The organism is Streptomyces sp. NPDC005963 (genome assembly GCF_040638655.1).
GTDB lineage: Bacteria > Actinomycetota > Actinomycetes > Streptomycetales > Streptomycetaceae > Streptomyces.
The window spans coordinates 1-22936 of the sequence record NZ_JBEXVD010000010.1 but is presented as its reverse complement, the minus strand read 5'-3'; the positions used below and the strand labels follow the sequence as shown (position 1 = coordinate 22936).

At 67.9% G+C, this 22936-nt stretch carries 19 protein-coding genes, 1 rRNA gene, 1 pseudogene and 1 riboswitch; of the genes and pseudogenes, 6 read left to right on the top strand and 15 right to left on the bottom strand.

Going from position 1 to position 22936, the window contains the following annotated elements:
* Positions 1–142: 142 nt before the first annotated feature.
* Positions 143–337, top strand: a complete 195-nt coding sequence (locus ABZ348_RS16055) for a hypothetical protein (RefSeq protein WP_358933380.1) — start codon at positions 143–145, stop codon at positions 335–337.
* Between the two features lie 181 nt (positions 338–518).
* On the opposite strand, the gene ABZ348_RS16050 is transcribed toward ABZ348_RS16055, so the two are convergent.
* Positions 519–1124 carry a PadR family transcriptional regulator gene (locus ABZ348_RS16050; protein WP_358933378.1) on the bottom strand — a complete coding sequence of 202 codons (606 nt, stop codon included), beginning with the start codon at positions 1122–1124 and terminating at the stop codon, positions 519–521.
* A 266-nt stretch (positions 1125–1390) separates the two neighbouring features.
* Between ABZ348_RS16050 and ABZ348_RS16045 the strand changes: the two genes are divergently transcribed.
* Positions 1391–2254, top strand: a complete 864-nt coding sequence (locus tag ABZ348_RS16045) for a PhzF family phenazine biosynthesis protein (RefSeq protein WP_358933376.1) — start codon at positions 1391–1393, stop codon at positions 2252–2254.
* Positions 2255–2274: 20 nt separating this feature from the next.
* On the opposite strand, the gene ABZ348_RS16040 is transcribed toward ABZ348_RS16045, so the two are convergent.
* Positions 2275–3027, bottom strand: a complete 753-nt coding sequence (locus ABZ348_RS16040) for a CPBP family intramembrane glutamic endopeptidase (protein ID WP_358933374.1) — start codon at positions 3025–3027, stop codon at positions 2275–2277.
* Between the two features lie 202 nt (positions 3028–3229).
* On the opposite strand from ABZ348_RS16040, the gene ABZ348_RS16035 reads away from it, so the two are divergent.
* The gene (locus ABZ348_RS16035) at positions 3230–5248 is read left to right on the top strand and encodes a VWA domain-containing protein (protein ID WP_358933372.1); all 2019 of its coding nucleotides are present in this window, start codon (positions 3230–3232) and stop codon (positions 5246–5248) included.
* Between the two features lie 27 nt (positions 5249–5275).
* On the opposite strand, the gene ABZ348_RS16030 is transcribed toward ABZ348_RS16035, so the two are convergent.
* Complete coding sequence (locus tag ABZ348_RS16030) at positions 5276–6790, bottom strand: glutamate-cysteine ligase family protein (RefSeq protein WP_358933370.1); 1515 nt, start codon at positions 6788–6790, stop codon at positions 5276–5278.
* A 513-nt stretch (positions 6791–7303) separates the two neighbouring features.
* Here ABZ348_RS16030 and ABZ348_RS16025 point away from each other — a divergent pair.
* Both ABZ348_RS16025 and ABZ348_RS16020 read left to right on the top strand, forming a co-directional pair.
* Positions 7304–7891 (top strand): hypothetical protein, encoded by a 588-nt coding sequence (locus ABZ348_RS16025; RefSeq protein WP_358933368.1) that lies wholly within the window; start codon positions 7304–7306, stop codon positions 7889–7891.
* A 316-nt stretch (positions 7892–8207) separates the two neighbouring features.
* Positions 8208–8399: a DUF5999 family protein gene (locus ABZ348_RS16020; RefSeq protein ID WP_358933367.1), complete on the top strand. Its 192-nt coding sequence runs from the start codon at positions 8208–8210 to the stop codon at positions 8397–8399.
* 172 nt (positions 8400–8571) lie between these two features.
* Here ABZ348_RS16020 and gcvP read toward each other — a convergent pair whose 3' ends face one another.
* Positions 8572–11457, bottom strand: a complete 2886-nt coding sequence (gcvP, locus tag ABZ348_RS16015; RefSeq protein WP_358933365.1) for an aminomethyl-transferring glycine dehydrogenase — start codon at positions 11455–11457, stop codon at positions 8572–8574.
* A gap of 179 nt (positions 11458–11636) precedes the next feature.
* Positions 11637–11733, bottom strand: a riboswitch (glycine riboswitch).
* 123 nt (positions 11734–11856) lie between these two features.
* On the opposite strand from gcvP, the gene ABZ348_RS16010 reads away from it, so the two are divergent.
* Entirely contained in the window at positions 11857–12273 is a 417-nt protein-coding gene (locus tag ABZ348_RS16010; protein WP_358933363.1) for a PRC-barrel domain-containing protein, read from the top strand.
* Positions 12274–12317: 44 nt separating this feature from the next.
* On the opposite strand, the pseudogene ABZ348_RS16005 reads toward ABZ348_RS16010, so the two are convergent.
* From ABZ348_RS16005 to rrf, 11 genes and pseudogenes are all read right to left on the bottom strand, one after another.
* Positions 12318–13817: pseudogene (locus ABZ348_RS16005) on the bottom strand (DNA polymerase IV); the annotation flags it as partial.
* Positions 13818–13890: 73 nt separating this feature from the next.
* A complete protein-coding gene (locus ABZ348_RS16000) occupies positions 13891–14487 on the bottom strand; it encodes a MerR family transcriptional regulator (RefSeq protein ID WP_358933361.1) in 597 nt (198 codons plus the stop codon).
* 247 nt (positions 14488–14734) lie between these two features.
* Positions 14735–15208 (bottom strand): bifunctional nuclease family protein, encoded by a 474-nt coding sequence (locus tag ABZ348_RS15995; protein ID WP_005475662.1) that lies wholly within the window; start codon positions 15206–15208, stop codon positions 14735–14737.
* A 53-nt stretch (positions 15209–15261) separates the two neighbouring features.
* A complete protein-coding gene (locus tag ABZ348_RS15990; protein WP_358933359.1) occupies positions 15262–16002 on the bottom strand; it encodes a MerR family transcriptional regulator in 741 nt (246 codons plus the stop codon).
* Positions 16003–16019: 17 nt separating this feature from the next.
* Positions 16020–16901 carry an FHA domain-containing protein gene (locus ABZ348_RS15985; protein ID WP_358933697.1) on the bottom strand — a complete coding sequence of 294 codons (882 nt, stop codon included), beginning with the start codon at positions 16899–16901 and terminating at the stop codon, positions 16020–16022.
* 148 nt (positions 16902–17049) lie between these two features.
* The gene (locus ABZ348_RS15980; protein WP_358933357.1) at positions 17050–17862 is read right to left on the bottom strand and encodes a DUF881 domain-containing protein; all 813 of its coding nucleotides are present in this window, start codon (positions 17860–17862) and stop codon (positions 17050–17052) included.
* 15 nt (positions 17863–17877) lie between these two features.
* Positions 17878–18210, bottom strand: a complete 333-nt coding sequence (locus ABZ348_RS15975) for a small basic family protein (protein WP_006376801.1) — start codon at positions 18208–18210, stop codon at positions 17878–17880.
* Complete coding sequence (locus tag ABZ348_RS15970) at positions 18207–19139, bottom strand: DUF881 domain-containing protein (RefSeq protein WP_358933356.1); 933 nt, start codon at positions 19137–19139, stop codon at positions 18207–18209. The genes ABZ348_RS15975 and ABZ348_RS15970 overlap by 4 nt, the downstream gene beginning before the upstream one ends.
* Before the next feature lie 98 nt (positions 19140–19237).
* A complete protein-coding gene (locus tag ABZ348_RS15965) occupies positions 19238–21733 on the bottom strand; it encodes a mannose-1-phosphate guanyltransferase (RefSeq protein ID WP_358933354.1) in 2496 nt (831 codons plus the stop codon).
* 111 nt (positions 21734–21844) lie between these two features.
* On the bottom strand, positions 21845–22453 hold the full coding sequence (locus ABZ348_RS15960) for a CDP-alcohol phosphatidyltransferase family protein (protein WP_329015658.1): 609 nt from the start codon (positions 22451–22453) through the stop codon (positions 21845–21847).
* Positions 22454–22677: 224 nt separating this feature from the next.
* A 5S ribosomal RNA gene (gene rrf / locus ABZ348_RS15955) occupies positions 22678–22794 on the bottom strand.
* Positions 22795–22936: the final 142 nt, after the last annotated feature.

The following is a 22936-nucleotide window of genomic DNA, read 5'->3' as shown; positions in this document are numbered from 1 at the left end:
CCTCCTTGTGGATGAGATCGGGTCACTTCCTCGGGACGCCGGGTGCGCCGTCTTGCCCGGCGTGCTCCTCTTCGTCGCTCATCGCGACGACCGCCCCCGCACACAGGCAACCGGACGCCGGGTCGCCCGCGTCCCTTCCGACATGTTCTGGATGGTCGCGCTGCTGGCGATCGATGGGCGGCAGTACGTGTACCGGGTGTACGCACCGGCCACCGCGCTCCTGGCCGATGTGTTCTGGGCGGCCTTCCACTGTCACGACGAGGGTCCGCACCCACGGGCGTGCGACCGGTTCGACTCGGCGGAGGTGTGGCACCGCGGGACCTCCCCCGGGCTCTGACGGCACGCCCTCGACACCCTCGATCAGCATCGCGTGGTCACGTCGGCACGGGCTCGCCACCGACCTCGGTGCCGGTCAAACCGGTGGTGCACCGCGCAAGCAGCGAAGAGGGCCCCTTGCAGGGGCCCTCCCGGTCGAATGCGGTGCGAAGCTGCCGTCCGGTCTTCGTCTCCGTCTTCTCTCAGTCTTCGTCGGCGAGGATCAGATAGAGCTTCTTGCGCGACTCGTTGATGACCTCGACGGCCTTCTGTCGCTGCTCGGGGCTCCCCGTCTTCCACACCTGACCGAAGGCTTCCATCAGCCCCCAGCCGGCCTGCCGGATCTCGTTGACCGTCTCCCAGTCGACACCCCGGCCGGCCTCCTCCCACGGAGCGTCCGGGCCACTCTCGGCTTCGGCCCGACCGGATTCGGTCAGCGTGAACAGCTTCTTGCCGCCCTCGCTCGCACTCGTGATCAGCCCCTCGTCCTCCAGCAGTTGGAGCGTGGGGTAGACCGAGCCGGGGCTGGGCTTCCAGGCGCCCCCGCTGCGCTCTCCGATCTCCTGGATCATCTCGTATCCGTGCATCGAGCGGTCCTTCAGCAGCGCCAGGATGGAGGCGCGCACATCGCCGCGCCGAGCCCTTCCCCTGCCGCCGCCGCGGCCACGCCCGCCACCGCCGAAGGGGGCACCGAACGGCGGACCGAACGAGCCGAACGCCCCGCGCCGCCCCTCGAACCCACCGCGCCCCTGATGTCCGGGCCCGCACTGACCACGACCGTGCTCATGTTCCTGTCCATGTGAACGCATCGTTACGCTCCTTCCATCGTTAACCTGTCGCGATGCATCAACGATATATCGGAATAGCTCACCCAGCAAGACTCCGACCGGAGTCGCGCCTGACCTCGGTCGACGGAGGATCCCGATCGGAAGCCGCCCCCGCGGGGCGCTGTTCGTCGAGGCAAGGGCGGACGTCGGCGCTCGTTACCGGGAGACACCCCGAGGCCCGTCGGGCAGGTCCAGTGCTATGGGATTGGCCTTGGCCGGGCGCTCCGCCCAACGGCTACGGTCACCCCATGCGCATCCGAGTCGTCGACGCCTTCGCCCACCGTCCCTTCACCGGAAACCCCGCCGGAGTGGTCATCCTCGACCCCGAGGACGGTGCCGGAGCTGCGGGCTTCCCCGAGGAGTCCTGGCTCCAGCACGTCGCCGCCGAGGTCAACCTGTCGGAGACGGCCTTCGCGCATCCGCTCCCGCCCGGTGGCGAGGCGGACTGGGCGCTGCGCTGGTTCACCCCGACCACCGAGGTGGACATGTGCGGGCACGCCACGCTCGCCACCGCCCATGTACTGCACTCCACGGGGGCCATCTCGGGCACGGTTCGATTCGCCGCCCGCTGCGGGGTCCTCTCCGCCACCGCGCACGACGACGGCACCATCACCCTCGACTTCCCCACGTCCCCGCTGACCCCCGTGCCCGTACCCGACGGCGTGGCGAAGGCCCTGGGCGCGCGGGTGCTCGCCGGGTACGACACCGCCGCGCACATCGGCGATCTGGTGGTCGAGTTGGCGGACGAGGACACCGTGCGCGGCCTCACCCCGGACATCCCCGCGCTCGTCGGCTTCGCGGAGCGGGGCATCATCGCCACGGCGGTGGCCGGGCGGCCGAACACCGGACGGGCCCAGGAGGCCGAAGGCGACTACGACTTCGTCTCCCGCTGCTTCTTCCCCCGGGTGGGGATCGACGAGGACCCGGTGACCGGCAGCGCCCATACGGCTCTCGCCCCGCTGTGGTCCGAGCGCCTCGGCCGGACCGAGTTGACCGGTCTCCAGGCGTCCGCCCGCTCGGGACTGGTCCGCACCTCACTGCGCGGCGAGCGGACCCTGTTGACCGGCCGTTCGTTCACGGTCATCGACGGTGAACTGCTCACCGCTCCCTGACCGGGCCTGCGTACGGGTCGTCACGGGGTGGGCAGCCAGCCCACCCGTCCGGCCAGCAGGGCGTATCCGACGAAGGCGACGATGTCGAGCAGCGCATGGGCGACGACCAGCGGCCCGACCCGACCCCAGCGCCGGTAGAGCAGCACGAAGACCACCCCCATGACCAGGTTGCCGATGAACCCGCCGATGCCCTGATAGAGGTGGTATGCCCCGCGAAGCACCGAACTGGCGGTGAGCGAGGCCATCGGTGTCCAGCCCAATTGGTCGAGCCTGCGCAGCAGATACCCGACGACGATCACCTCTTCCACGACCGAGTTCTGGATCGCCGACAGAATCAGTACGGGGAACTTCCACCACACCTCGGGCAAGGACTCGGGCACCACGGTGAGGTTGAATCCCACGGCCCGCGCCACCAGGTAGAACGCCAGCCCGGCACTGCCGATCCCGGCGGCGACGAGGGTTCCCCGCCCGAGGTCGAACCACGGTCTGCGGCGGTCGAAGCCGATGACGGTCAGCCCCGCGCGTTCGCGCAGCAGGAAGTGCGCCACGAGGAGGACGGGCACCAGGGCGGTGGCGATGCCGAAGAGTTGCCAGGAGAGGTCGAGCCAGGGGCGCCCGGGCGCGTACGACCCGTTCAACGTGGCGGCCTGGTCCTTGAGGTCGCCCGGTTTCGTGACCGAGCCGACAAAGCTGATCAGGGCCGACACGGCACTGGCCCCGAGCGACACCGCGAGCACCAGAAGCGTCTCGGACTTCAGGATCTTGGGTGACATGACCTCCTGGGGCAATGTCTCAGCCACTCGTCCCGCCTCCGTGTGCACCCGTGCCTCCAGTTGTCCATTCCAGCCTCATGCGCATCCTCACCCCGCTATGGTCTCGAATGCGAGTACGAAGATCGCGACAGGCCGGGGGGTCTGCGTCACCATGTGACGCCGCGCCGTTTCCTTGTTCATCTTTCAAGGAGGGCACCATCGCATGGAACGTCACACCCTGCCCGATTCCGGGGCCGGTGGCACGGGCGGCACGGGACCTCGCTCCCGACGCCGTCGGGTGGTGATGGCCACCGCACTCGTCCTCACGCTCGCGGCGGGTACGGGCATCGCCGCCTACACCGGACTGCCGCCGTTCGGCCGTTCCTGCGAAGACTCCGCCGTACAACTGGACGTCGCCGTCTCCCCCGACATCGCCCCGGTCGTCCGCGCGGCAGCCGCCCGCGTTCACAAGGAGGAGATCACCTCCGACGGCCAGTGCATGGACGTGAGGGTCCACGCGCGCGAGAACTACGAGGTGGCGAAGGAACTCTCCCACCACGACAGCGAACCCGTGTACGAGGTCTGGCTGCCCGACTCCGACGTGTGGGCCCGGCAGGCCACCTCCTCGGGACGGGGCGTATCACTGACGCAAGCGGGCGAAGTCGCCGTCTCCCCCATCGGCGTGGCCACGGACCGTTCCGCGGGCAGTTGGCTCGGCTGGCCCGGCAAGACCTACACCTGGGCGCAGTTGGCGACGGCCACCACGGCCTCCGAATCGGTGCACCTGGGCACCGCAGATCCCACCCACAGCGCCACCGGCCTCTTGGCGCTCGCGGGGGTCGCGTCCTCGTACGCCCGGGAAAGCGGCGACCTCGCCTGGGAGGAACGAAACGGCACCGACCGGCCGGCCCGAACCGCGAATCCCAGCGCGGCGGCCAAGTCCAAGGACCCGGTTCGATCTCCCTCGCCCCGCCGCTCGGTGCGGCCGACACCGAATCCGAGCACCACGGATCGGGCGAAGCAGCCCCGGCCGAGCGGATCCGCGACACGTGACGAAGAGCCGGCCCCCAGCCGCCCGGCCACACAGGTCCGACCGCCGGGGCCGGACCTCCCGGACGCCGACGCCAGGATCGCCGCCACCGCCCGGCTGCTCGCGCAACGGCTGGCGCCCGCGGACTCCCAGATCCTGCGCACGCTCTCCGCGCCCGGAAGCTCGCGCAACGAGGCGGTGTTCCTGTCCGAGCAGGCCGCGTTCACCCACAACTTCTCCGCCGGAGACAAGGACGACCTCGACCTCTTCTATCCGACGGACCGCATGCTCCGCCTCGACTATCCCTACCACCTGGTCGACGTGACGGACCTGAGCGTGAACGAAGGACGGGCCGCCACCCGGTTCCTGGCGCTGCTGGGCGACGACGTCTCCCTGCGTGACCTCACCGCCCACGGCTTCCGCCCGCCCACGGGCAGGGCACCCGAGGTCCTCGTGCACACGGCGGGCGGCCGGCCACCCCAGCCGTACGCCCGCCCGGCAACCAGCGCCGACTCGGTGTCGCTGGACCTGCTCCAGGAGATGTTGGGCATGTGGACCATCACCGTCCGCAGCGCCCGACTGACGACGGTCGTCGACGTCTCGGGATCGATGCTGTCCGCGGTCCCTGACCGCGTCGAGTCCCGACTCGAAGCCACCAAGGCCGCGCTCTCACAGGTGATCGACCAGTTCAGCCAGGAGGACGAGATCGGGCTCTGGGAGTTCGCCACCGGGCTCAACGGCCCCCACGACTACCGCGAACTGGTGCCCACCGCCCGGCTCGGCGCGACCGTGCGGGGCGAGCGCACCCAGCGGACCCGACTCTCGGAGGCGTTCCAGGCGCTGAAGGCCGTCCCGAACGGTGCGACCGGGTTGTACGACTCCACGCTCGCCGCTTACAAGTCGGCGCAGGCGGGCTATGTGCCGGGGAAGTTCAACGCCCTGATCATCCTGACCGACGGAGCCAACCAGGATCGGTTCAGCATCTCCCGGAGTTCGCTGATCTCCCAGCTCAAGGAGGTCACAGACGCCAAACGGCCGGTGCCGCTGATCGCCATCGCCATCGGGCCGTCAGCCGACGAGGAGGAACTGGACACGATCGCCCGGGTGACCGGTGGCAACGGCTACCAGGTCAGCGATCCGGGCGAGATCCAAGGAGTGATCCTGAAGGCGATCACGGCCGTGGGGCGATCCGTCGACGCCGACGGAGGCTGACCGGGAGGGCTCCGCAGGGTACGGAACTCAGCGGCCCTGCCCCGGAAATCCGACGGGCCAGGTGTGGACGGGCTCGCCCTCGTGCATCAACTCGCTGTAGCGACGGGTGGTCGCCGCGAGCGCTGCGTCCCGGCCGAGCCCGGCGTCCAGCGCCCGGTGAAAGGTGTCGGCCTGCCAGGACGCGCCGTTCACCCGCCGCCGGCACCGCTCCTCGATCACCCCGAGGTAGTGGTCCCGATCCGCGGGCTCGATGCCCCAGGCGTCGAGCCCCGCGGCGGCCAGCGGCAGCAGTTCATCGCGGACGAGCGTGACGACGGGCACCTCTGCCATGCCGCCGGTACGACCCGACCGCGGCCACTGCACCGTGGCTTCGATGCCCTGGCGGCACGCGGTGTCGAAGTTCGCCGCAGCGGTGGCGAACGGCAGACGGGTCCACACCGGGCGGGAATCCTCGGACAGCGCCCGCACCAGCCCGTAGTAGAAGGCGGCATTGGCGATCACATCGGTGACCGTGGGGCCGGCGGGCAGCACGCGGTTCTCCACCCGCAGATGGGGAACTCCGTCCGCTACCGAATAGACCGGGCGATTCCAGCGATAGACCGTGCCGTTGTGGAGGACGAGTTCCTGTAGACCAGGAACACCTCCGTCATCGATGACCCGCAGGGGGTCCTCTTCTTCGTCGCAGATGGGCAGGAGCGCCGGAAAGTAGCGCAGGTTCTCCTCGAAGAGCTCATAGGCCGAACTCACCCAGCGCTCACCGAACCAGGTACGGGGCCGCACTCCCTGGGCCTGTAGTTCGGGCGGCCGGGTATCGGTGGCCTGTTGGAAGAGGGGCGGCCTCGATTCCCGCCACAGCTCCTTGCCGAAGAGAAAGGGAGAATTGGCGCCGACCGCGATCTGCACGGCCGCCACCGCCTGTGCCGCGTTCCACACATCGGCGAATCGGCCCGGGGTCACCTGGAGGTGCAACTGCACCGACGTACACGCCGCTTCGGGCGCGATGGAGGCAGAAGTACAGGTCAGATGCTCCACTCCAGCGATATCGAGCTCGAACGCCTCACCGCGTGCGGTGACGATCTGCTCGTTGAGCATCGTGTAGCGCCGGACGTCCGAGAGATTGGCGGAGACCAGATCGTCCTGTTCGAGGGTGGGCAGGATGCCGATCATCACGATCCCGGCGCCGACCTCGTCGGCCTTGCGGTGCGCATACGCGAGTCCCGTCCGCAGTTCCTCGGCGAGCTGGTCGAGGACGCGGCCTCCGAGGCGGTGGGGCACGATGTTGACTTCCAGGTTGAACATTCCCAGCTCGGTCTGGAAGTCCTGGCTGGCGATGCGCTCCAGCACCTCTGCATTCATCATCCGGGGCAGACCGTCGGAGCCGACGAGGTTCAGCTCTATCTCCAGACCCATCAGATTCTTGGGCCGGTCGAACCGTTGCTCATCGAGTAGTCGCCCGAGCGCCGTCAGGCACTGTTGGAGCTTTCGTCGGTACTCATGACGATCGGAGAGCTCAAAACCGCCGGCCACGACCTTCTCCCCCATCGAAGCGTCCCTCCTCGACTGGGCATCGCGCGGCATCCGTCGCTCGCGTCTCGGACGATAATGCCCAGACTGACTGATCTATAACGCGGCGATGACACCCAGGGACCGGTAGTGTGACGCGGGTGGCCTCTTGGGCCGGGGGCTCGGGATGGTGGCGTATGCACCTATTCGTTACTCGATACGGGACGCAGCCCTTCACGATCCCTGCCGATTTTCGGCCTACCGGCGCCCCGAAGAATGCCCAGGCCCGGCGGATTTCCCCGCGAAAATCCTGCTGATTCATACGGATAAATAGTCCGGGAAGCGCCTTGCAGGCCCTATGCACAGCCGCTAGCGGAATCACCGTGTGAACACGTGTCGTATAAACTCCGTAATCGAGGCAGAGAGTTGGCACCGGGTGCCGTACGGCCCCTGTTCCCCCTCTGACCCCTAGCCCCTCTGGCTCCGCACGCCGACAGCGCTGTCCGCACCTCCCATGCTCCGCCGTGTCTCCCAAGTGAGAGGCGACCCACCATGCCGCTGCATGCCCTCCCGGCCCCCGCGCCTGTCCTGCGCAGCGTCCTCGCGGCACTCGGCTCCCCCGCCGCCGTCAGCGAGAATCGCACCCCGGCCCTCCGGTCCGTCCAGGGACCGGTGAGCCCCGAGTCACCACTTCCCGTCCATGTCCTCGACCGGATCGACCCGAACTCCCCCACCCCCGGCACCCGTCTCACCGGATGGCGGGTGTTGATCCGTGCCGACGAGCGGTACGTCGCCGCCGCCGAAACGCGACTCACCCCGGACGGCTGGGCGTTCTCGCACTTCTTCGAAGGCCCCTACATCAGCTCGACCGAACGGGCGCTCCAACAGGCGGAGTCGCTCCTCCTGCCCTTCCAGCCCCGACTGCTCTCCATCCCCGCGCTCTACATGCTCACGCTGTGGCTGCACGGGGACACCGATGCGGACGCCTCGTCAGGCGCACTCCGCCCCACGGACGTCCTGGTTCCCCTTGCTCCGGCACCGCCGGGGATCACGGCCCACCGAGCACACCAGGTCTGCGATCTGCTTCCGGTGATGACCCTGCGGCTCACCGCTCCGCCACTGCTGGGATCACCGGCATGACCCGAAGGAGCGGCTCCTGAGGAGGATGGCCGGAACAACCGTGAGCGCCCCGTGACCGTATGGTCGCGGGGCGCTTTCTGCTCCGTCCGGACTAGCCCGTACCGGCCACCCTGAACCACCCAGAAGGACAATGGAGTTGGGCTGAACCGTCCGGCTGGGTGATACGTCCTTAACCAGTAAGACGAGCTGCCGCGAAATCCCTGCGGATTCTCGTCCGTGGGGCAACACTGGGAACGGACCGACAGATACGGGGGCGGCCATGAACACCTCATCGAGCCGCAGGACAGTCACCACAACAAAGCGAAAGATCCCGCCCATGTGCCAGCATCAGCCACCCTGCCCAACACCCGACTCAGCCGACAGGGACGCGGCGCGCCTCGTCGCGCACCATCCCGAACAGGGCTGGAGCCTGCTGTGCAATGGCGTGCTCCTCTTCGAGGACACCGGTGAGCTGCTGCCCGACGGCCAGATCATCGCGCCGAAGCGCCAGTCGAGGACGGCCGCCTGAGCCGCCGCACGTCCGACGGCGTTCGCCGCGGGGCCCACCGCCCCACGGTAGGAGCGACGCAACGTAACCTCACCATCGCGTACGTGCACAGGCTGCCCGTACCCGCCGAACGACCGGGGCCGGCCGGAGGACATCTCCTCCGAACCGGCCCCGACCTCTGTCCTCACGGGACTCAGGCGTCGTACTCGTCCAGCGGCGGGCAGGAGCAGACCAGGTTGCGGTCACCGAACGCACCGTCGATCCGTCGGACCGGCGGCCAGTACTTGTCAGCCGCGCTCACGCCGGCGGGGAAGACCGCTTCGTCACGGCTGTAGGCGTGCTCCCACGCGCCGCCGAGCGCAGCCGCCGTGTGCGGGGCGTTGCACAGCGGGTTGTCATCGGCCGGCCACTCACCCGCCGCGACCTTTTCGATCTCGCCACGAATGGCGATCATCGCAGCGCAGAAACGGTCGATCTCGCTCAGGTCTTCGCTCTCGGTGGGCTCGATCATCAGGGTGCCGGCGACCGGGAAGGACATCGTCGGGGCGTGGAAGCCGTAGTCGATCAGCCGCTTGGCGATGTCGTCGACGCTGACCCCGGTCGCCTTCGACAGCGGACGGAGGTCCACGATGCACTCGTGGGCCACGAGTCCGGCCGGCCCGGTGTAGAGCACGGGGTAGTGCGGCTCCAGCCGCTTGGCGATGTAGTTGGCCGCGAGCACGGCGACCTGCGTCGCGCGCTTGAGACCCTCGCCACCCATCAGCCGCACGTACGCCCAGGAGATCGGCAGGATTCCGGCCGAACCCCACGGCGCAGCGGAGATCGGGCCCACTCCCGTCTCGGGGCCGGCGGTCGGCTGGAGCGGGTGGTTCGGCAGGTAGGGGGCCAGGTGCGAGCGGACGGCGACCGGTCCCACGCCGGGGCCGCCGCCGCCGTGCGGGATGCAGAAGGTCTTGTGCAGGTTCAGGTGCGACACGTCGCCGCCGAACTCTCCGGGCTTGGCGAGCCCCACCAACGCATTGAGGTTGGCGCCGTCGACGTACACCTGACCGCCGGCCGCGTGGACCTGCGCGCAGATGTCGGCGACGTGCTCCTCGAACACCCCGTGGGTGGACGGGTAGGTGATCATCAGTACGGACAGTTCGTCGCGGTACTGCTCGATCTTCGCGCGGAGGTCCGCAACGTCGATCTCACCGTCGTCCGCGGTCTTGACCACGACGACCTTCATGCCCGCCATCACGGCGCTCGCCGCGTTGGTGCCATGGGCGGACGAGGGGATCAGACAGACCGTGCGCTGCTCGTCGCCGTTCGCCCGGTGGTAGGCGCGGACCGCGAGCAGCCCGGCCAGTTCGCCCTGAGAACCCGCGTTGGGCTGGATGGACACCTTGTCGTAGCCGGTGACCTCGGCCAGGCGCTCTTCCAACTCGCGGATCAGCGTGAGGTAGCCCGCGGCCTGCTCGACGGGGGCGAAGGGGTGGATCTGCCCGAACTCGGGCCAGGTGACCGGCTCCATCTCGGTGGTGGCGTTGAGCTTCATGGTGCAGGAGCCGAGCGGGATCATGCCCCGGTCCAGGGCGTAGTCGCGGTCGGCGAGCCGACGCAGATAGCGCAGCATCGCGGTCTCGGAACGGTGCTGGTGGAAGACCGGGTGGGTGAGGAAGTCACTGCCGCGCAGCAGCGCCTGGGGCAGGGCTTCCGCGGTGACCGCGTCGAGGGCGTCGATGTCCGCCTCGACGCCGAAGGCGGCCCAGACGGCGACGATATTGCTGCGGGTGGTGGTCTCGTCGCAGGCGATGGAGACGTGGGAGTCGTCGACGAGGTGGAGGTTGACCCCGTCTTCGCGCGCCGCGGAGACGACCGCTCCGGCGCGACCCGGCACCCGTACGGTCAGGGTGTCGAAATAGCTGCCGTGGACGATCTCGACGCCGCCGGCCGTCAGCCCTTCGGCGAGGAGCGTGGCGTAGCGGTGGGTCCTGCGGGCGATCGCCCGCAGTCCGTCCGGGCCGTGGTACACCGCGTACATGCCGGCCATGACGGCCAGCAGCACCTGGGCGGTACAGATGTTGCTGGTGGCCTTCTCGCGGCGAATGTGCTGCTCACGGGTCTGGAGTGCGAGTCGGTACGCCTTGTTGCCGTCCGCGTCGACGGAGACTCCCACGAGGCGCCCGGGCAGGCTGCGCGCGAACTTCTCGCGTACGGCCATGTAGCCGGCGTGCGGTCCGCCGAAGCCCATGGGGACGCCGAAGCGCTGGGTGGTGCCGACGGCGATGTCGGCGCCGAGTTCGCCGGGCGGGGTGAGCAGCGTGAGGGCGAGGAGGTCGGCGGCGACGGTGACGATCGCGCCGAGGCCGTGGGCCTGCTCGATGACCGGCGCGAGGTCGCGCACGGCTCCGGACGCGCCCGGGTACTGGAGGAGTACGCCGAAGACGCCGCGCTCGGCGATGGCGGCGGGGATCCCGTCGCCGAGGTCTGCGGTGACGACCTCGACGCCGGTCGGCTCGGCACGGGTCTGGATCACCGCGAGGGTCTGGGGCAGGACATCGGTGTCGACCAGGAAGACACCGCCCTTGACCCTGCCGACCCGGCGGGCGAGGGACATGGCCTCGGCGGCTGCCGTGCCCTCGTCAAGGAGGGAGGCGCCGGAGGTGGGCAGACCCGTCAGATCGGCGACGGTGGTCTGGAAGTTCAGCAGGGCTTCGAGCCGCCCCTGGGAGATCTCGGGCTGGTACGGCGTGTACGCGGTGTACCAGGAGGGGTTCTCCATGACGTTACGGAGGATGACCGGCGGAGTGAAGGTGCCGTAGTAGCCGAGGCCGATCATCGGCGCCAGCACCTTGTTGCGCTCGGCGAGGGTGCGCAACTCGCTCAGCACCTCGGCCTCGGACCGCCCGTCGGGCAGGGCGAGCGCCTCCGTGCTCTTGATCACCTCGGGGACGGCTGCGGCGGTCAACTCGTCCAGCGAGCCGTATCCCACCTGCGCCAACATCTTGGCCTGGGCCTCTGAGTCCGGTCCGATGTGGCGCTGCTCGAAGGGGGTGCCTCGCTCCAGCTGGGCGAGCGGCGTGCGGTTGGCGGTCATGTAGGAGGCCTCCTGGTCTGACGCGACCTGCGAGGGGCATCACGAAGATGCCCTGGACGGCCTCCCCCTCTGTCATCTCAACCTGAGAGTTTCACCGGATCGCCGAACAGCAGCGTTCCGGCTTTCACCGTCGGTGAGAGCGGATGCCGTCCGACGCCCGCCCTGCTTTCCAGAGTGACCTCGTCCGTGCGGTACAGGTGCCTGAGAGATTCCGGGGAGGATTTGCTCCTTCGGCGCCACCGTCGTCCTTCCGGTGGACTCTCCCGCACGGGGTCAGCAGCCGCTAGTCAGCCTACCAGCGCGCCTTCTCGGCAATCGCTCAAGTGGCCGACACCGACTTTGTGCACTTTCGTATTTTTTAGCGGCTCATGCAGCAGTTTGCCAACATATGGAGGACTCGTGCAGACCGATATCGATCCGCGCAGCCTGATCGGCCGCAAGGCGTTTGACCGCAACGGTGCCAAGATCGGGACGGTGGACGAGGTGTACCTCGACGACGCCACCGGTGCACCCGAATGGGCGGCCGTACGCACCGGGCTCTTCAGCAGGGACGCCTTTGTCCCGCTGGAGCCGAGCACCTTCGCCGACGACGTCCTCCAGGTGCCCTACGAGCGGTCCCTGATCAAGGACGCACCGGATTTTGGTGTGGGCCGGCACCTCTCGCCCGAACAGGAGCTCCAGCTCTACCACCACTACGGGCTCGAACTCTCCTCGGCACCGGAGACACCCGCCGCCCCGTCCGATCCGGCCGGAGAGAAGCCCCCGCCCGATCGCTCATTCGGCCGTATCGCGGGCCGTGAGGACGAGGGGACCTGATCGGTTCGACCGGAGCCGCCCCGCTCGCCCGCCCGCCCGATGGCGACCAGGGGCAGGGGCTCGGCCTGCACCAGGTCCGGATCGTCCACCCGGAACGTACGGACGCGCCCCGGAGGCGAGCCCGGTTGCTCGAACCGCACGGTGACCCGGCCCAGACCACTCCCCTGCACCCATCCCGGCCCGTGCTCGGAGTGGTGCACATCGTGACCGGCCTGCCAGCGACGGTCGGCGAGCTCCTGCGTCGCCCGCACAGCCACCCCGGACTCTTCGGTCCCCCGAGGACCCGCGCCCTCGGCAGCTCCGCTCCCGGACGTCCCGCTCGCCGAACCACCAGAAGCCGACGACCCATCCGGCGGTACGGACGTGGCCGAACCCCCGCCCGACTGCTCGAAGGGCACCCGCCCCGTGCTGCTGGGGACCGTCGGCACCGGCGGCGCGTCGCTCTCCTCCCGTTCCCGCTCCTCCCGAGCGGTGGCCGCCTGGGCGAACAGATCCTCCTGGGTGTAGTCGGCGAGTCCGCTCACCCCCACCCCCAGCAGCCGCACCCCACCCGTCGTGTCCACCGCTTCCAGCAGACGGCCGGCCGCCTCCCGCACCACGGCCGGATCGTCGGTCGGTCCCCGTAGCGTCTCCGACCTGGTCAACGTGGAGAAGTCGTAGCGCCGGACCTTCAACACGATGGTGCGCCCTGAGTGCCCGGACGCTCTCAACCGCACCACACAGCGTTCGGCGAGCCTCTCCACCTCGGCCCTGATCCTGGTCCGGTCGTGCAGGTCCACGTCGAAGGTGTCCTCCACCGACACCGATTTGGCGTCCCTCTCGGCGACCACGGGTCGATCGTCGTGCCCCAGGGCCATCCGATGGAGTGCCGAACCGTGCGCCTTGCCCAGCAGCCGTACCAGTTCGTCCTCACCCGCCGCGGCGAGTTCGGAACAGATCGTGATCCCCGCCCGGCGCAGATGCTCACCGGTCGCCGGCCCGACCCCGGGCAGTGTCCGCACCGGCAGGGGGCCCAACAGCTCCCGCTCGGTGCCCGGCTCTATCAGGACCAGGCCGTTCGGTTTGGCCTGCTCCGAACCGATCTTCGCCAGCATCTTGGAGCCCGCGAGCCCCACCGATGAGGTCAGGCCCGTCGCCGCGAGGATGTCCGCGCGCAGTGACTCACCCGCCGCCCGTGCGGATCGAGAGTCGTCGGCGGTGCCCCCGGCCTCCAGATCGACGAACGCCTCGTCCAGGCTCAGCGGCTCCACCAGCGGGGACAGCCTCCCCAAGAGCTCCATGACCTGCTCGCTGACCGCACGGTAGAGGGAGAACCGGGGCACCAGATACGCGGCGTTCGGAGCGAGCCGCCGGGCGTACGCCATGGGCATCGCCGAGTGCACGCCGAAGCGGCGTGCTTCGTACGAAGCGGTGGCCACGACCCCGCGCGGCCCGAGCCCGCCGACGATCACGGGCTTTCCGCGCAGACTGGGCTTGGACGCCTGCTCCACTGCCGCATAGAAGGCGTCCATGTCGAGGTGGAGGATCGTCGGAACGGATCTCACATCTCCGATGCTGCCTCACGCCTGTGACAAAGGCGTCGGGCAGCACCGCAGCTCGCCGTCAGGGCGGGGCGATCTATACCGCCCGGTCCCGTCTGCGTCGGGCCAACTCGTCCATCGGATGGTTGCCGACGAGGGTCTCGCCCGTGTCGATCCGCTCACCGTGCAACTGTGACAGGGCCGTCTCGACGTCACGCCACACGACGCCCACGGCGATGCCGAAGATCCCCTGACCGCCCTGGAGGAGGTCGACGACCTCGTCCGGCGAAGAGCATTCGTAGACCGTCGCACCGTCGCTCATCAACGTCATGCGCTCCAGGTCGCCCACCCCGCGGGTACGCAGGTGGCGAACGGCGGCGCGGATGTTCTGGAGGGCCAAGCCCGTGTCCAGGAAACGCTTGACGATCTTGAGGGTGACCACGTCACGGAAGCTGTAGAGCCGCTGGGTGCCCGACCCGTGCGACGCCCGGACGCTGGGCTCGACCAGGCCGGTGCGCGCCCAGTAGTCGAGTTGTCGATAGGTGATGCCGGCCGCCGCGCACGCGGTCGGTCCCCGGTAGCCGATGGTCTCCGCCGATGACTCCGACGCGCTCTCCTGGAGCGGATACGGTCCGCTCTCCCCCAGACGTCGGCCGAGGGCGCCCCCAACCGCACCGTCGCCGCTACTTCTCACGCCGACCTCCTCCTTGACCTGCCCACTCGAAAGGTAGGCAGTCACCAGGGGTGCGTCAACGATCGCCACACTCGGCACGCCGAGTGATAATCACCCTGAGAGTGGTTTCCCATGCCCCAAATCGGGGAAAGGCTACCCGAATGGCCGCAAAACGCCGCGTCGACGTGCCCTCTGGGCCGAGGATCACGCGAGAAGCGCAGCAGACCTTGGCGGCGCCACTCATCGGCACACAGTCACCAACGAACCGTCACTGACTGTTGGTACCGAAGTCCTCCGGAGAGATCTGGTCGAGGAACTCGCGGAACTTCTCCACCTCGTCCTCCTGCTCATCGGGAATGGCGATCCCCGCATCGTCGAGCACACCGTCACTGCCGAAGATCGGCGTGCCGGTACGCAGGGCGAGCGCTATGGCGTCCGAAGGACGCGCGCTCACCTCGACTCCGCTGGCGAACACCAGCTCCGCATAGAAGACCCCTTCCCGCAGGTCGGTGATGCGGACCTCGGTCAGCTCCTGCCCCACCGCCTCCAGCACGTCCTTGAAGAGGTCGTGCGTCAGCGGCCTGGCAGGGGCCATGCCCTGCTGGGCAAAAGCAATGGCGGTCGCCTCCCCGGGACCGATCCAGATGGGGAGGTACCGATCGCCTCCCACTTCACGCAGGAGCACGATCGGTTGGTTGGAGGGCATTTCCACCCGGACACCCACAACGTCGAGCTCGTTCACACAGCAACCCTAGGACGTGCCCGACCCCTTTGGGTAGTCGGGCACGTCCAAGATCAGTCGAGACGCACCCCGAGGGCCGTCCGCATCAGGGCCGCATGCAGCCGTACTGACAGGGTCGCCAGCTCGTTCGCGGTGGCCTCCGCATGTGCTCTGGTCTGCGGATTGCGATGCCGCCGCAAGGGTGCAACCACCTGTTCGACCAAGGACGCCTCCCGGTCAGCCGCGGCCTTCATGGCCCGAAGGTGCCGGGGCTCCAGACCGAATCTGCCCAGCTCGACCACCAGCCGCGCCACCGTGACGGACTCGGCGTCGTACCCTCCGTCGCCATCGCGCGTGAGCAGCCCGTACGACTCCCACTCCGCCAGCTCCTGCTCACTGACCCCCGCGGCGGCCAGCAACTCCGCCCGACCCACCCTGGCGGCCGTACGGGGCTCACTGGGGGCCTCCCAGGGCGCGTCCGACGTGTCGCGCTGCGGACCGGGCGCCGGGAGCGGCTGCTGCTCACCACGGGCGACCGCGTCCAGATGCTCCCGGATGACCTTCAACGGAAGGTAGTGGTCCCGCTGCATCCGCAGGATCTGTGCGAGTCGCTCCACGTCGTCCGGACTGAACTTGCGGTACCCGGATGGGGTACGGCGCGGCTCTACCAGCCCCTCGGCCTCCAAGAAACGAATCTTGGAGATGGTGACCTCGGGAAACTCATCACGCAGCTGACCGAGCACCGTACCGATGCTCATCAGCCGATCCCCCGCGGTGGCGGTGCCGCGACCGGCACCACCCGTCGGTGTTCGCATGGACCTTCCCTGACGGGTTACACGCCCCGCTGGTTCGCGTAGAAGACCAGTCGGTACTTGCCGATCTGGACCTCATCTCCGTTGGCCAGATAGACCGAATCGATCCGCTCGCGGTTCACATAGGTTCCGTTGAGGCTGCCGACGTCGGCGACGCTGAAACTGCCGTCAGGCCCCCTACGGAACTCCACGTGACGGCGGGACACGGTCACGTCGTCCAGGAAGATGTCGCTCTGCGGATGACGGCCCGCGGTGGTCAGCTCGCCGTCGAGCAGGAAGCGGCTTCCCGAGTTCGGCCCCCGACGCACCACCAGGAGCGCCGAACCGAAGGGAAGCGCGTCCACGGCCGCCTGCGCCTCGGGAGAGAGCGACGGGACCTGGGTCTGTCCGGTGACCTCGGAGTCATAGGCTTCCAGCCCCGAGATGGAGATCGTCGACGTCGTCTCCGAAGGCCGCTCCGCCGGAGCCCCACCGCGCAGGGGCGCACCACAGTTGGAGCAGAATCTGCTCGACGCCGCATTGCGGTGCCCACACCTCGTACAAACCGTCACGGCCGACATGGACGTGTCCTCCTGCCGCGGCTGTCCCCCATGGGGATTGGTCGCATACGGGTCGGAGGGGAACCCTCCACCCGAACTTGAGGTCGATGAGTCTCCGAAACCTATGCGGCCGGCACCGGCAGGGTCAACCGACTCGCCCTGACCACCAGGAACGCCACCGCCCGGGCCCGCGACCTGATCACGGAAGAGCGGGCGCTCCGCGCTCTGCTCCTCCTCCTGGCCACGACGCCGCGCGCGATGCCTGGCGTTTCCGCCGTCTTCGCGTCCGCTCTTGCCGAACAACTTCGCAAACAACTTCACGGGCGATTCCCCTTGACCGAAATAGACCCGCCCGTGGGGCAGGACGAACCCTCAATGATCACACCTGCCGACCCGGACATCATCACAACGTCCGTACCCGTCCGACAGTTTCCACCACGCGGCACATATTCCGTACGCCGGCCCCTGCCGACCTCTTGCCCTGGCCGCCAGACCCTTATGCACCCCCGCCTCACTGGGCTGACGACCGAGCGTAGTCAGGCCGCTCTGCGGGCCGCAAGCTATCCACGATGATCTTCTCCGAGCGGGCCACCGTGGCAATGGCCTGCTCCTTCTCCAGGGTCTGGACCACACCGCCCGGGATGTTGAGAGCCGGCTCCAGATCCTGCGGCTTGCCGATGACCTTGAAGATGTACGGCGCGCGGATCCGGTTCCCGTCCACCTCGATGTCACCACCCGCACCGGTGAAATAGGAGCCGGCCACGACCCTGTGCTCATTCACCTGGATCGCCTCCGCCCCCGCAGCACGCAACTCCTGGATCGCGTCGAGCAACATGTCGGGCTCCACCGCACCGGAGGAGTCCTCGATCGTCAGGGTGATCCCCGGCCCCTGTGCCGCAACGGTGCCGGCCAGGATGCCGAGTTGCTGCTCCTTCTGCTGGGTCTGCTTGCGGGCCTCCTCAGCACGGTCGGAGCTGTTCTCCAACTCCGTGCGCTGCGCTTCCAGCCGCTGCTTCTCGTCCTCAAGCCGCTGGTTGCGGTCGTCCAACTCATCGAGGATGCGTACCAGGTCCTCTTGCCGTGCACCCCGCAGCGCGCTGTCGTCATTGGTCGAACGCACCTGGATCGCCAGCCCGAGGCCGAGTACGAACAACAGCACGGCCACGGTCAGTTGCGCGCGGGTCACCCTCGGCGGCCACAGCCCTGCGATCAGACGCTGACGTCCGGTCAACTCGGACGGCTCACGCGGCGGCCGGGGCGCCCCGGTCCCGTCCCCCGACGGCTCGCCCGATTCGTCCGGCAGCGGCATGCGGTTGCTGTTCATTTCGCCCTTCATTCCTCAGGCCCGGAACACGTGCCGTCGGATCGCCGCGGCGTTGGAGAAGATCCGGATGCCGAGGACGACCACCACTCCCGTCGACAGCTGTGCACCCACACCGAGCTTGTCGCCCAGGAACACGATCAGGGCCGCGACGACCACGTTGGACAGGAAGGACACGACGAAGACCTTGTCCACGAAGATCCCGTCAAGCATGGCCCGCAGTCCACCGAACACGGCATCCAGTGCCGCGACGACGGCGATCGGTAGATAGGGCTCGACCACCGCCGGCACTTCGGGCCGGACCAACAGTCCGGCCACGACTCCCACGACGAGGCCCAGTACGGCGATCACGATGTGCCCTTCCCTGTGTCTACCGTCCCCTGCCCACGGCCCTCGGCGTCGGCGGACTTCGGCTCTGCTGTGCGTACGATCAGGCTCGGCGCCGCCGGAAGGCGCACCTCGTCCTTGGTGGAGATGGTGAAGCGGATGTTGAAGTTCTCCCGCAGCGCATGGAGGTACAGGCCGTCCGCGCTGTCTTGGAACGTGGTGTTCAGCCGCTTCCCCTCCCCCACGGCAAGCACCGTGTAGGGCGGCACCAGAGGCTTGTTGTCCACCAGTATGGCGTCGCCCGCCGCCCGGATGGCGGACAGGGCGGTCAGCCGCTGCCCGTTGATGGCCACCGCCTCGGCGCCCGACTGCCACAGGCCGTTGACGATGCGCTGCATGTCCCGGTCGCGGACCCGGCCCGTATCACTGAAGCCGCTGCTCTCACGGGGGCCGCCACCGCCCTGGGCGGTGTCCTTGGCGTCATCGATGACCAGGCTGATTCCGGGGCCCTCGACGTCGGTCGCCCCGGCGAGCAGGCCGACCAGCTGCTCCTGCGCGCCCCCCTTGGTGTTCAGCGCCTTCCGCTGGCGCTCCCCCACCTCGTCGCGGAGTTCGTCGACGCCGCGCTCCAGCGCATCCGCGGCCGCCGTCTCCTCGTCGATGCGGTCGATCAGTTCCTCGCGCTCCTTGGCCACCACGGGCGCCGCTATCCGCGCTTCCGCGGCACCCACGGTCACCACCATGGCGGCGAGTACCAGTCCCGCAGCCAGCCCAAGCTTGGCCCGCAGGGTCCGGGGCAGCCGTCCGTCCGCCTCCCTACGGGCCGCGGCCTCTGCGTAACCGTCGTCGAGGCTGTGCTCCATGACGTTCGTCAGCAGCGACATCGATGCGTCGGGACGCACCGGTCGTACGGGTGGAGAGCCGGTGCTCCGAACCGGGGGCTGCTGCGACATGCCGCACATCGTCGCACGTCATGCGCGCTACCGCCGAATGGCCCTACCCAAGCGTCGGGGGCCGCCCGCCAGCGGCCCCCGACATACCGGTCACACCATCACTGACCTGCGCTATCCACCACCGCTGCCCACTCGTTGAGCAGGGCCTGAGCGGAGGCGTCGTCCGGACCCTCGGCCCACAGATGGGTGACGGCCTCCGACGGATCGGGCAGCACCATCACCCATCGCCCGTCGGTCTCGACCACCCGGACACCGTCCGTCGTGTCCACGTGCCGCTCACCCGCGGCCTCCACGACACGACGCATGACGAGCCCCTTCACCGCCCAGGGGGTGGCGACATCACGCTTGAGGACATGGGCACGGGGGATGCGGTCATCGATCTGGCTCAGTGTGAGCTGGGTGCGGGCGATCAACCCCACCAGCCGTACGAGGGCGGCCGTCCCGTCGAACACACTGCTGAACTCCGGCACGATGAAGCCGCCCCGGCCGTCCCCGCCGAAGATGGTGGTGTCTTCGCGACCCACCCTGGTGAGGTCGTCGGGAGAGGTCGTCGTCCACTCGACCTGGGTGCCGTGGTACGCCGCCACCTGCTCGGCGATCCGTGTGGTGGTCACGGGCAAGGCCACCCGTCCGCTGCGGCGCTCGGCCGCGACGAGGTCGAGGAGGACCAACAGCGCTCGATCATCCTCGATGATCCGACCGCGCTCGTCGACGAGCGACAGCCGTTCACCGACGGGGTCGAACCGCACGCCGAAGGCAGCCCTGGCGGACGCCACGATCTCCCCCAGGCGTACCAGGCCAGCACGGCGTGTCTCCGTCGTCTCGGTCGGCCTGGCCTCGTTGAGCCCGGGATTGATGGTCAGCGCGTCGACTCCCAGCCGGCCCAGGAGACTCGGAAGCACCAACCCGGCACTACCGTTGGAGGCGTCGACGACGACCTTCAACTCCGACTCGGCAACGCCCGTAGTGTCCACGTTGCGCAGCAGCGAGCCGGTGTACGAGTCGAAGACGCTCGCGGGGAAGTGGAGGTCCCCGATCTCACCGGGGAAGGCCCGCCGGTACTCCTGCCGTGCGTACACCCGGTCCAGCTTGCGTTGGCCGGCTTGGGAGAGGTCGGCACCCCGTTCGTCGAAGAACATGATGTCGACCGACTCCGGCACACCCGGCGAGGTACGGATCATGATTCCGCCCGCGCTACCGCGAGCGGTCTGCTGCCGAGCCACGGGAAGGGGCACGTTCTCCAGGTCCCGCACGTCGATGGCGCTGGCCTGGAGTGCCGAGATCATGGCCCGTTTGAGCGCTCGTGCGCCACGGGAGTGGTCACGGGCCGTGGTGACCGTGGACCCCTTCTTGAGCGTCGTGGCATACGCACCGGCCAGTCGGACAGCCAGCTCCGGCGTGATCTCCACGTTGAGGATCCCGGAAACACCCCTGGCTCCGAAGAGATGCGCCTGACCGCGCGACTCCCAGATCACGGATGTGTTGACGAAGGCGCCGGCCTCGATCGTCTTGAACGGGTACACCCGCACATTGCCCTGCACGATCGATTCTTCACCGACGAGACACTCGTCTCCGATGACCGCGCCGTCCTCGATGCGGGCGGCCCGCATGATGTCGGTGTTCTTGCCGATCACACAGCCGCGCAGATTGCAGTGCTCGCCGATGTACACGTTGTCGTGGATGACGGCCCTGTGGAGAAAGGCACCGGTCTTCACGACCACGTTGGATCCGACGACGGTGTGCTCTCTGATCTCCACGCCAGCTTCCACCTTGGCGTAGTCACCGATGTAGAGAGGACCTCGCAGCACGGCGTCCGGATGGACTTCGGCGCCTTCGGCGACCCAGACCCCCGGGGAGATCTCGAAGCCGTCGATCTCCACGTCGACCTTGCCCTCCAGCACATCGGCCTGGGCCTTCACATAGCTTTCGTGGGTACCGACGTCCTCCCAATAGCCCTCGGCGATATAGCCGTAAATCGGCTTGCCTTCCTTCATGAGCTGAGGGAAGACGTCTCCTGACCAGTCCACGGAGACATCGGCTTCGACATAGTCGAAGACTTCGGGCTCCATGACGTAGATGCCGGTGTTCACCGTGTCGGAGAACACCTGTCCCCAGGTCGGCTTCTCCAGGAACCGCTCGACCTTACCGCCCTCATCGACGATGGTGATGCCGAATTCCAGCGGGTTGGGAACCCTGGTCAAGCAAACGGTGACCAATGCACCTTTCTCTTTGTGAAAGGCGATGAGGTCGGTCAGGTCGAAGTCGGTGAGAGCGTCACCTGAGATGACGACGAATGCATCGTCCTTGAGTGCTTCCTCGGCATTCTTCACACTGCCCGCGGTGCCGAGTGGCTTTTCTTCATTGGCGTAGGTGAGCTCCATTCCGAGCTCTTCTCCGTCACCGAAGTAGTTCTTCACCAGCGATGCCAGGAACTGGACGGTGACTACGGTCTCGGTGAGCCCATGCCGCTTCAGCAGCCTCAGCACATGCTCCATGATCGGCCTGTTGGCAACCGGTAGGAGTGGCTTGGGCATGCTCGAAGTCATGGGGCGAAGCCGGGTGCCTTCGCCACCGGCCATCACGACGGCCTTCATGTCGGAAGCGTCCTCCTTGAGAGACGACGGTCAGCCGACTTCACTCGTCCAAAGAGGCCCTCTTGGCGTCATGCGCGGCCGGCCACACTGCACGGCTCCGCATCGACGAGGTCAATCGGCCATTGTGTCCGCCTTGACGAGGCGGCGGACCTGGACCACATACAGCATCCCTGCCCACCAATACAGAGTTGTACCCCATCCGGCGAAGGCCCATCCGAAAATAGCAGCGAGTGACGCCAGCCATCCGGTTCCGTCACTGAGCAGAAGCAGGGGAAACGCGTACATCAGGTTGAAGGTCGCGGCCTTGCCGAGGAAGTTCACCTGCGGTGGTGGATAGCCGTGCCGCCTCAGGATTGCGACCATCACCAGGAGCATCAGTTCACGGGCCAAAAGGGCGGCGGTGAGCCACAGGGGGAGGATCTCACGCCAGGTAAGACCGACAAGAGTGGACAGGATGTACAACCTGTCCGCGGCCGGGTCCAGGAGTCGGCCGAGTTTGCTGACCTGGTTCCAACGTCGGGCCAGTTTTCCGTCGAGATAGTCACTGATCCCGCTCAGCATGAGCACCAGCAGTGCCCAGCCGTCGCTCTTGGGCCCGCCGAACTCGGGGCGGAGAATCAACCACAGGAAGAGCGGTACGCCGGCGAGACGGGCCATACTGAGGATGTTGGGGATGGTGAGTACCCGGTCCGTCTGAACGCGGGTCTCTTGGACCTCCACCCGAGGGCCTCCTGTGGGAACGTGCTGACGTTACTGACTGAGCTTAGCCTCAGCCACAAGGGTGAAGGCCACAGGGGTGTGGCGCGTCCGCGGCTCTCCTGACGAATGGCAAAGCTGCCGGGAATGGCGCCGGCCGGACAGCCGGGGACCGGCTGAAGAGAATGTGGGTGAAACGCAAAATGGGCCCTGTACCGTCACGGTACAGGGCCCATCTCGCAATAATTGTTCGGCGGCGTCCTACTCTCCCACAGGGTCCCCCCTGCAGTACCATCGGCGCTGAAAGGCTTAGCTTCCGGGTTCGGAATGTAACCGGGCGTTTCCCTAACGCAATAACCACCGAAACACTATAAAACCAACCAGACAATGACATGGTTATGGTTTCAGAACCAACACAGTGGACGCGAGCCTCTATGGACAAGCCCTCGGCTTATTAGTACCAGTCACCTCCAGCGGTTACCCGCCTTCCAGATCTGGCCTATCAAC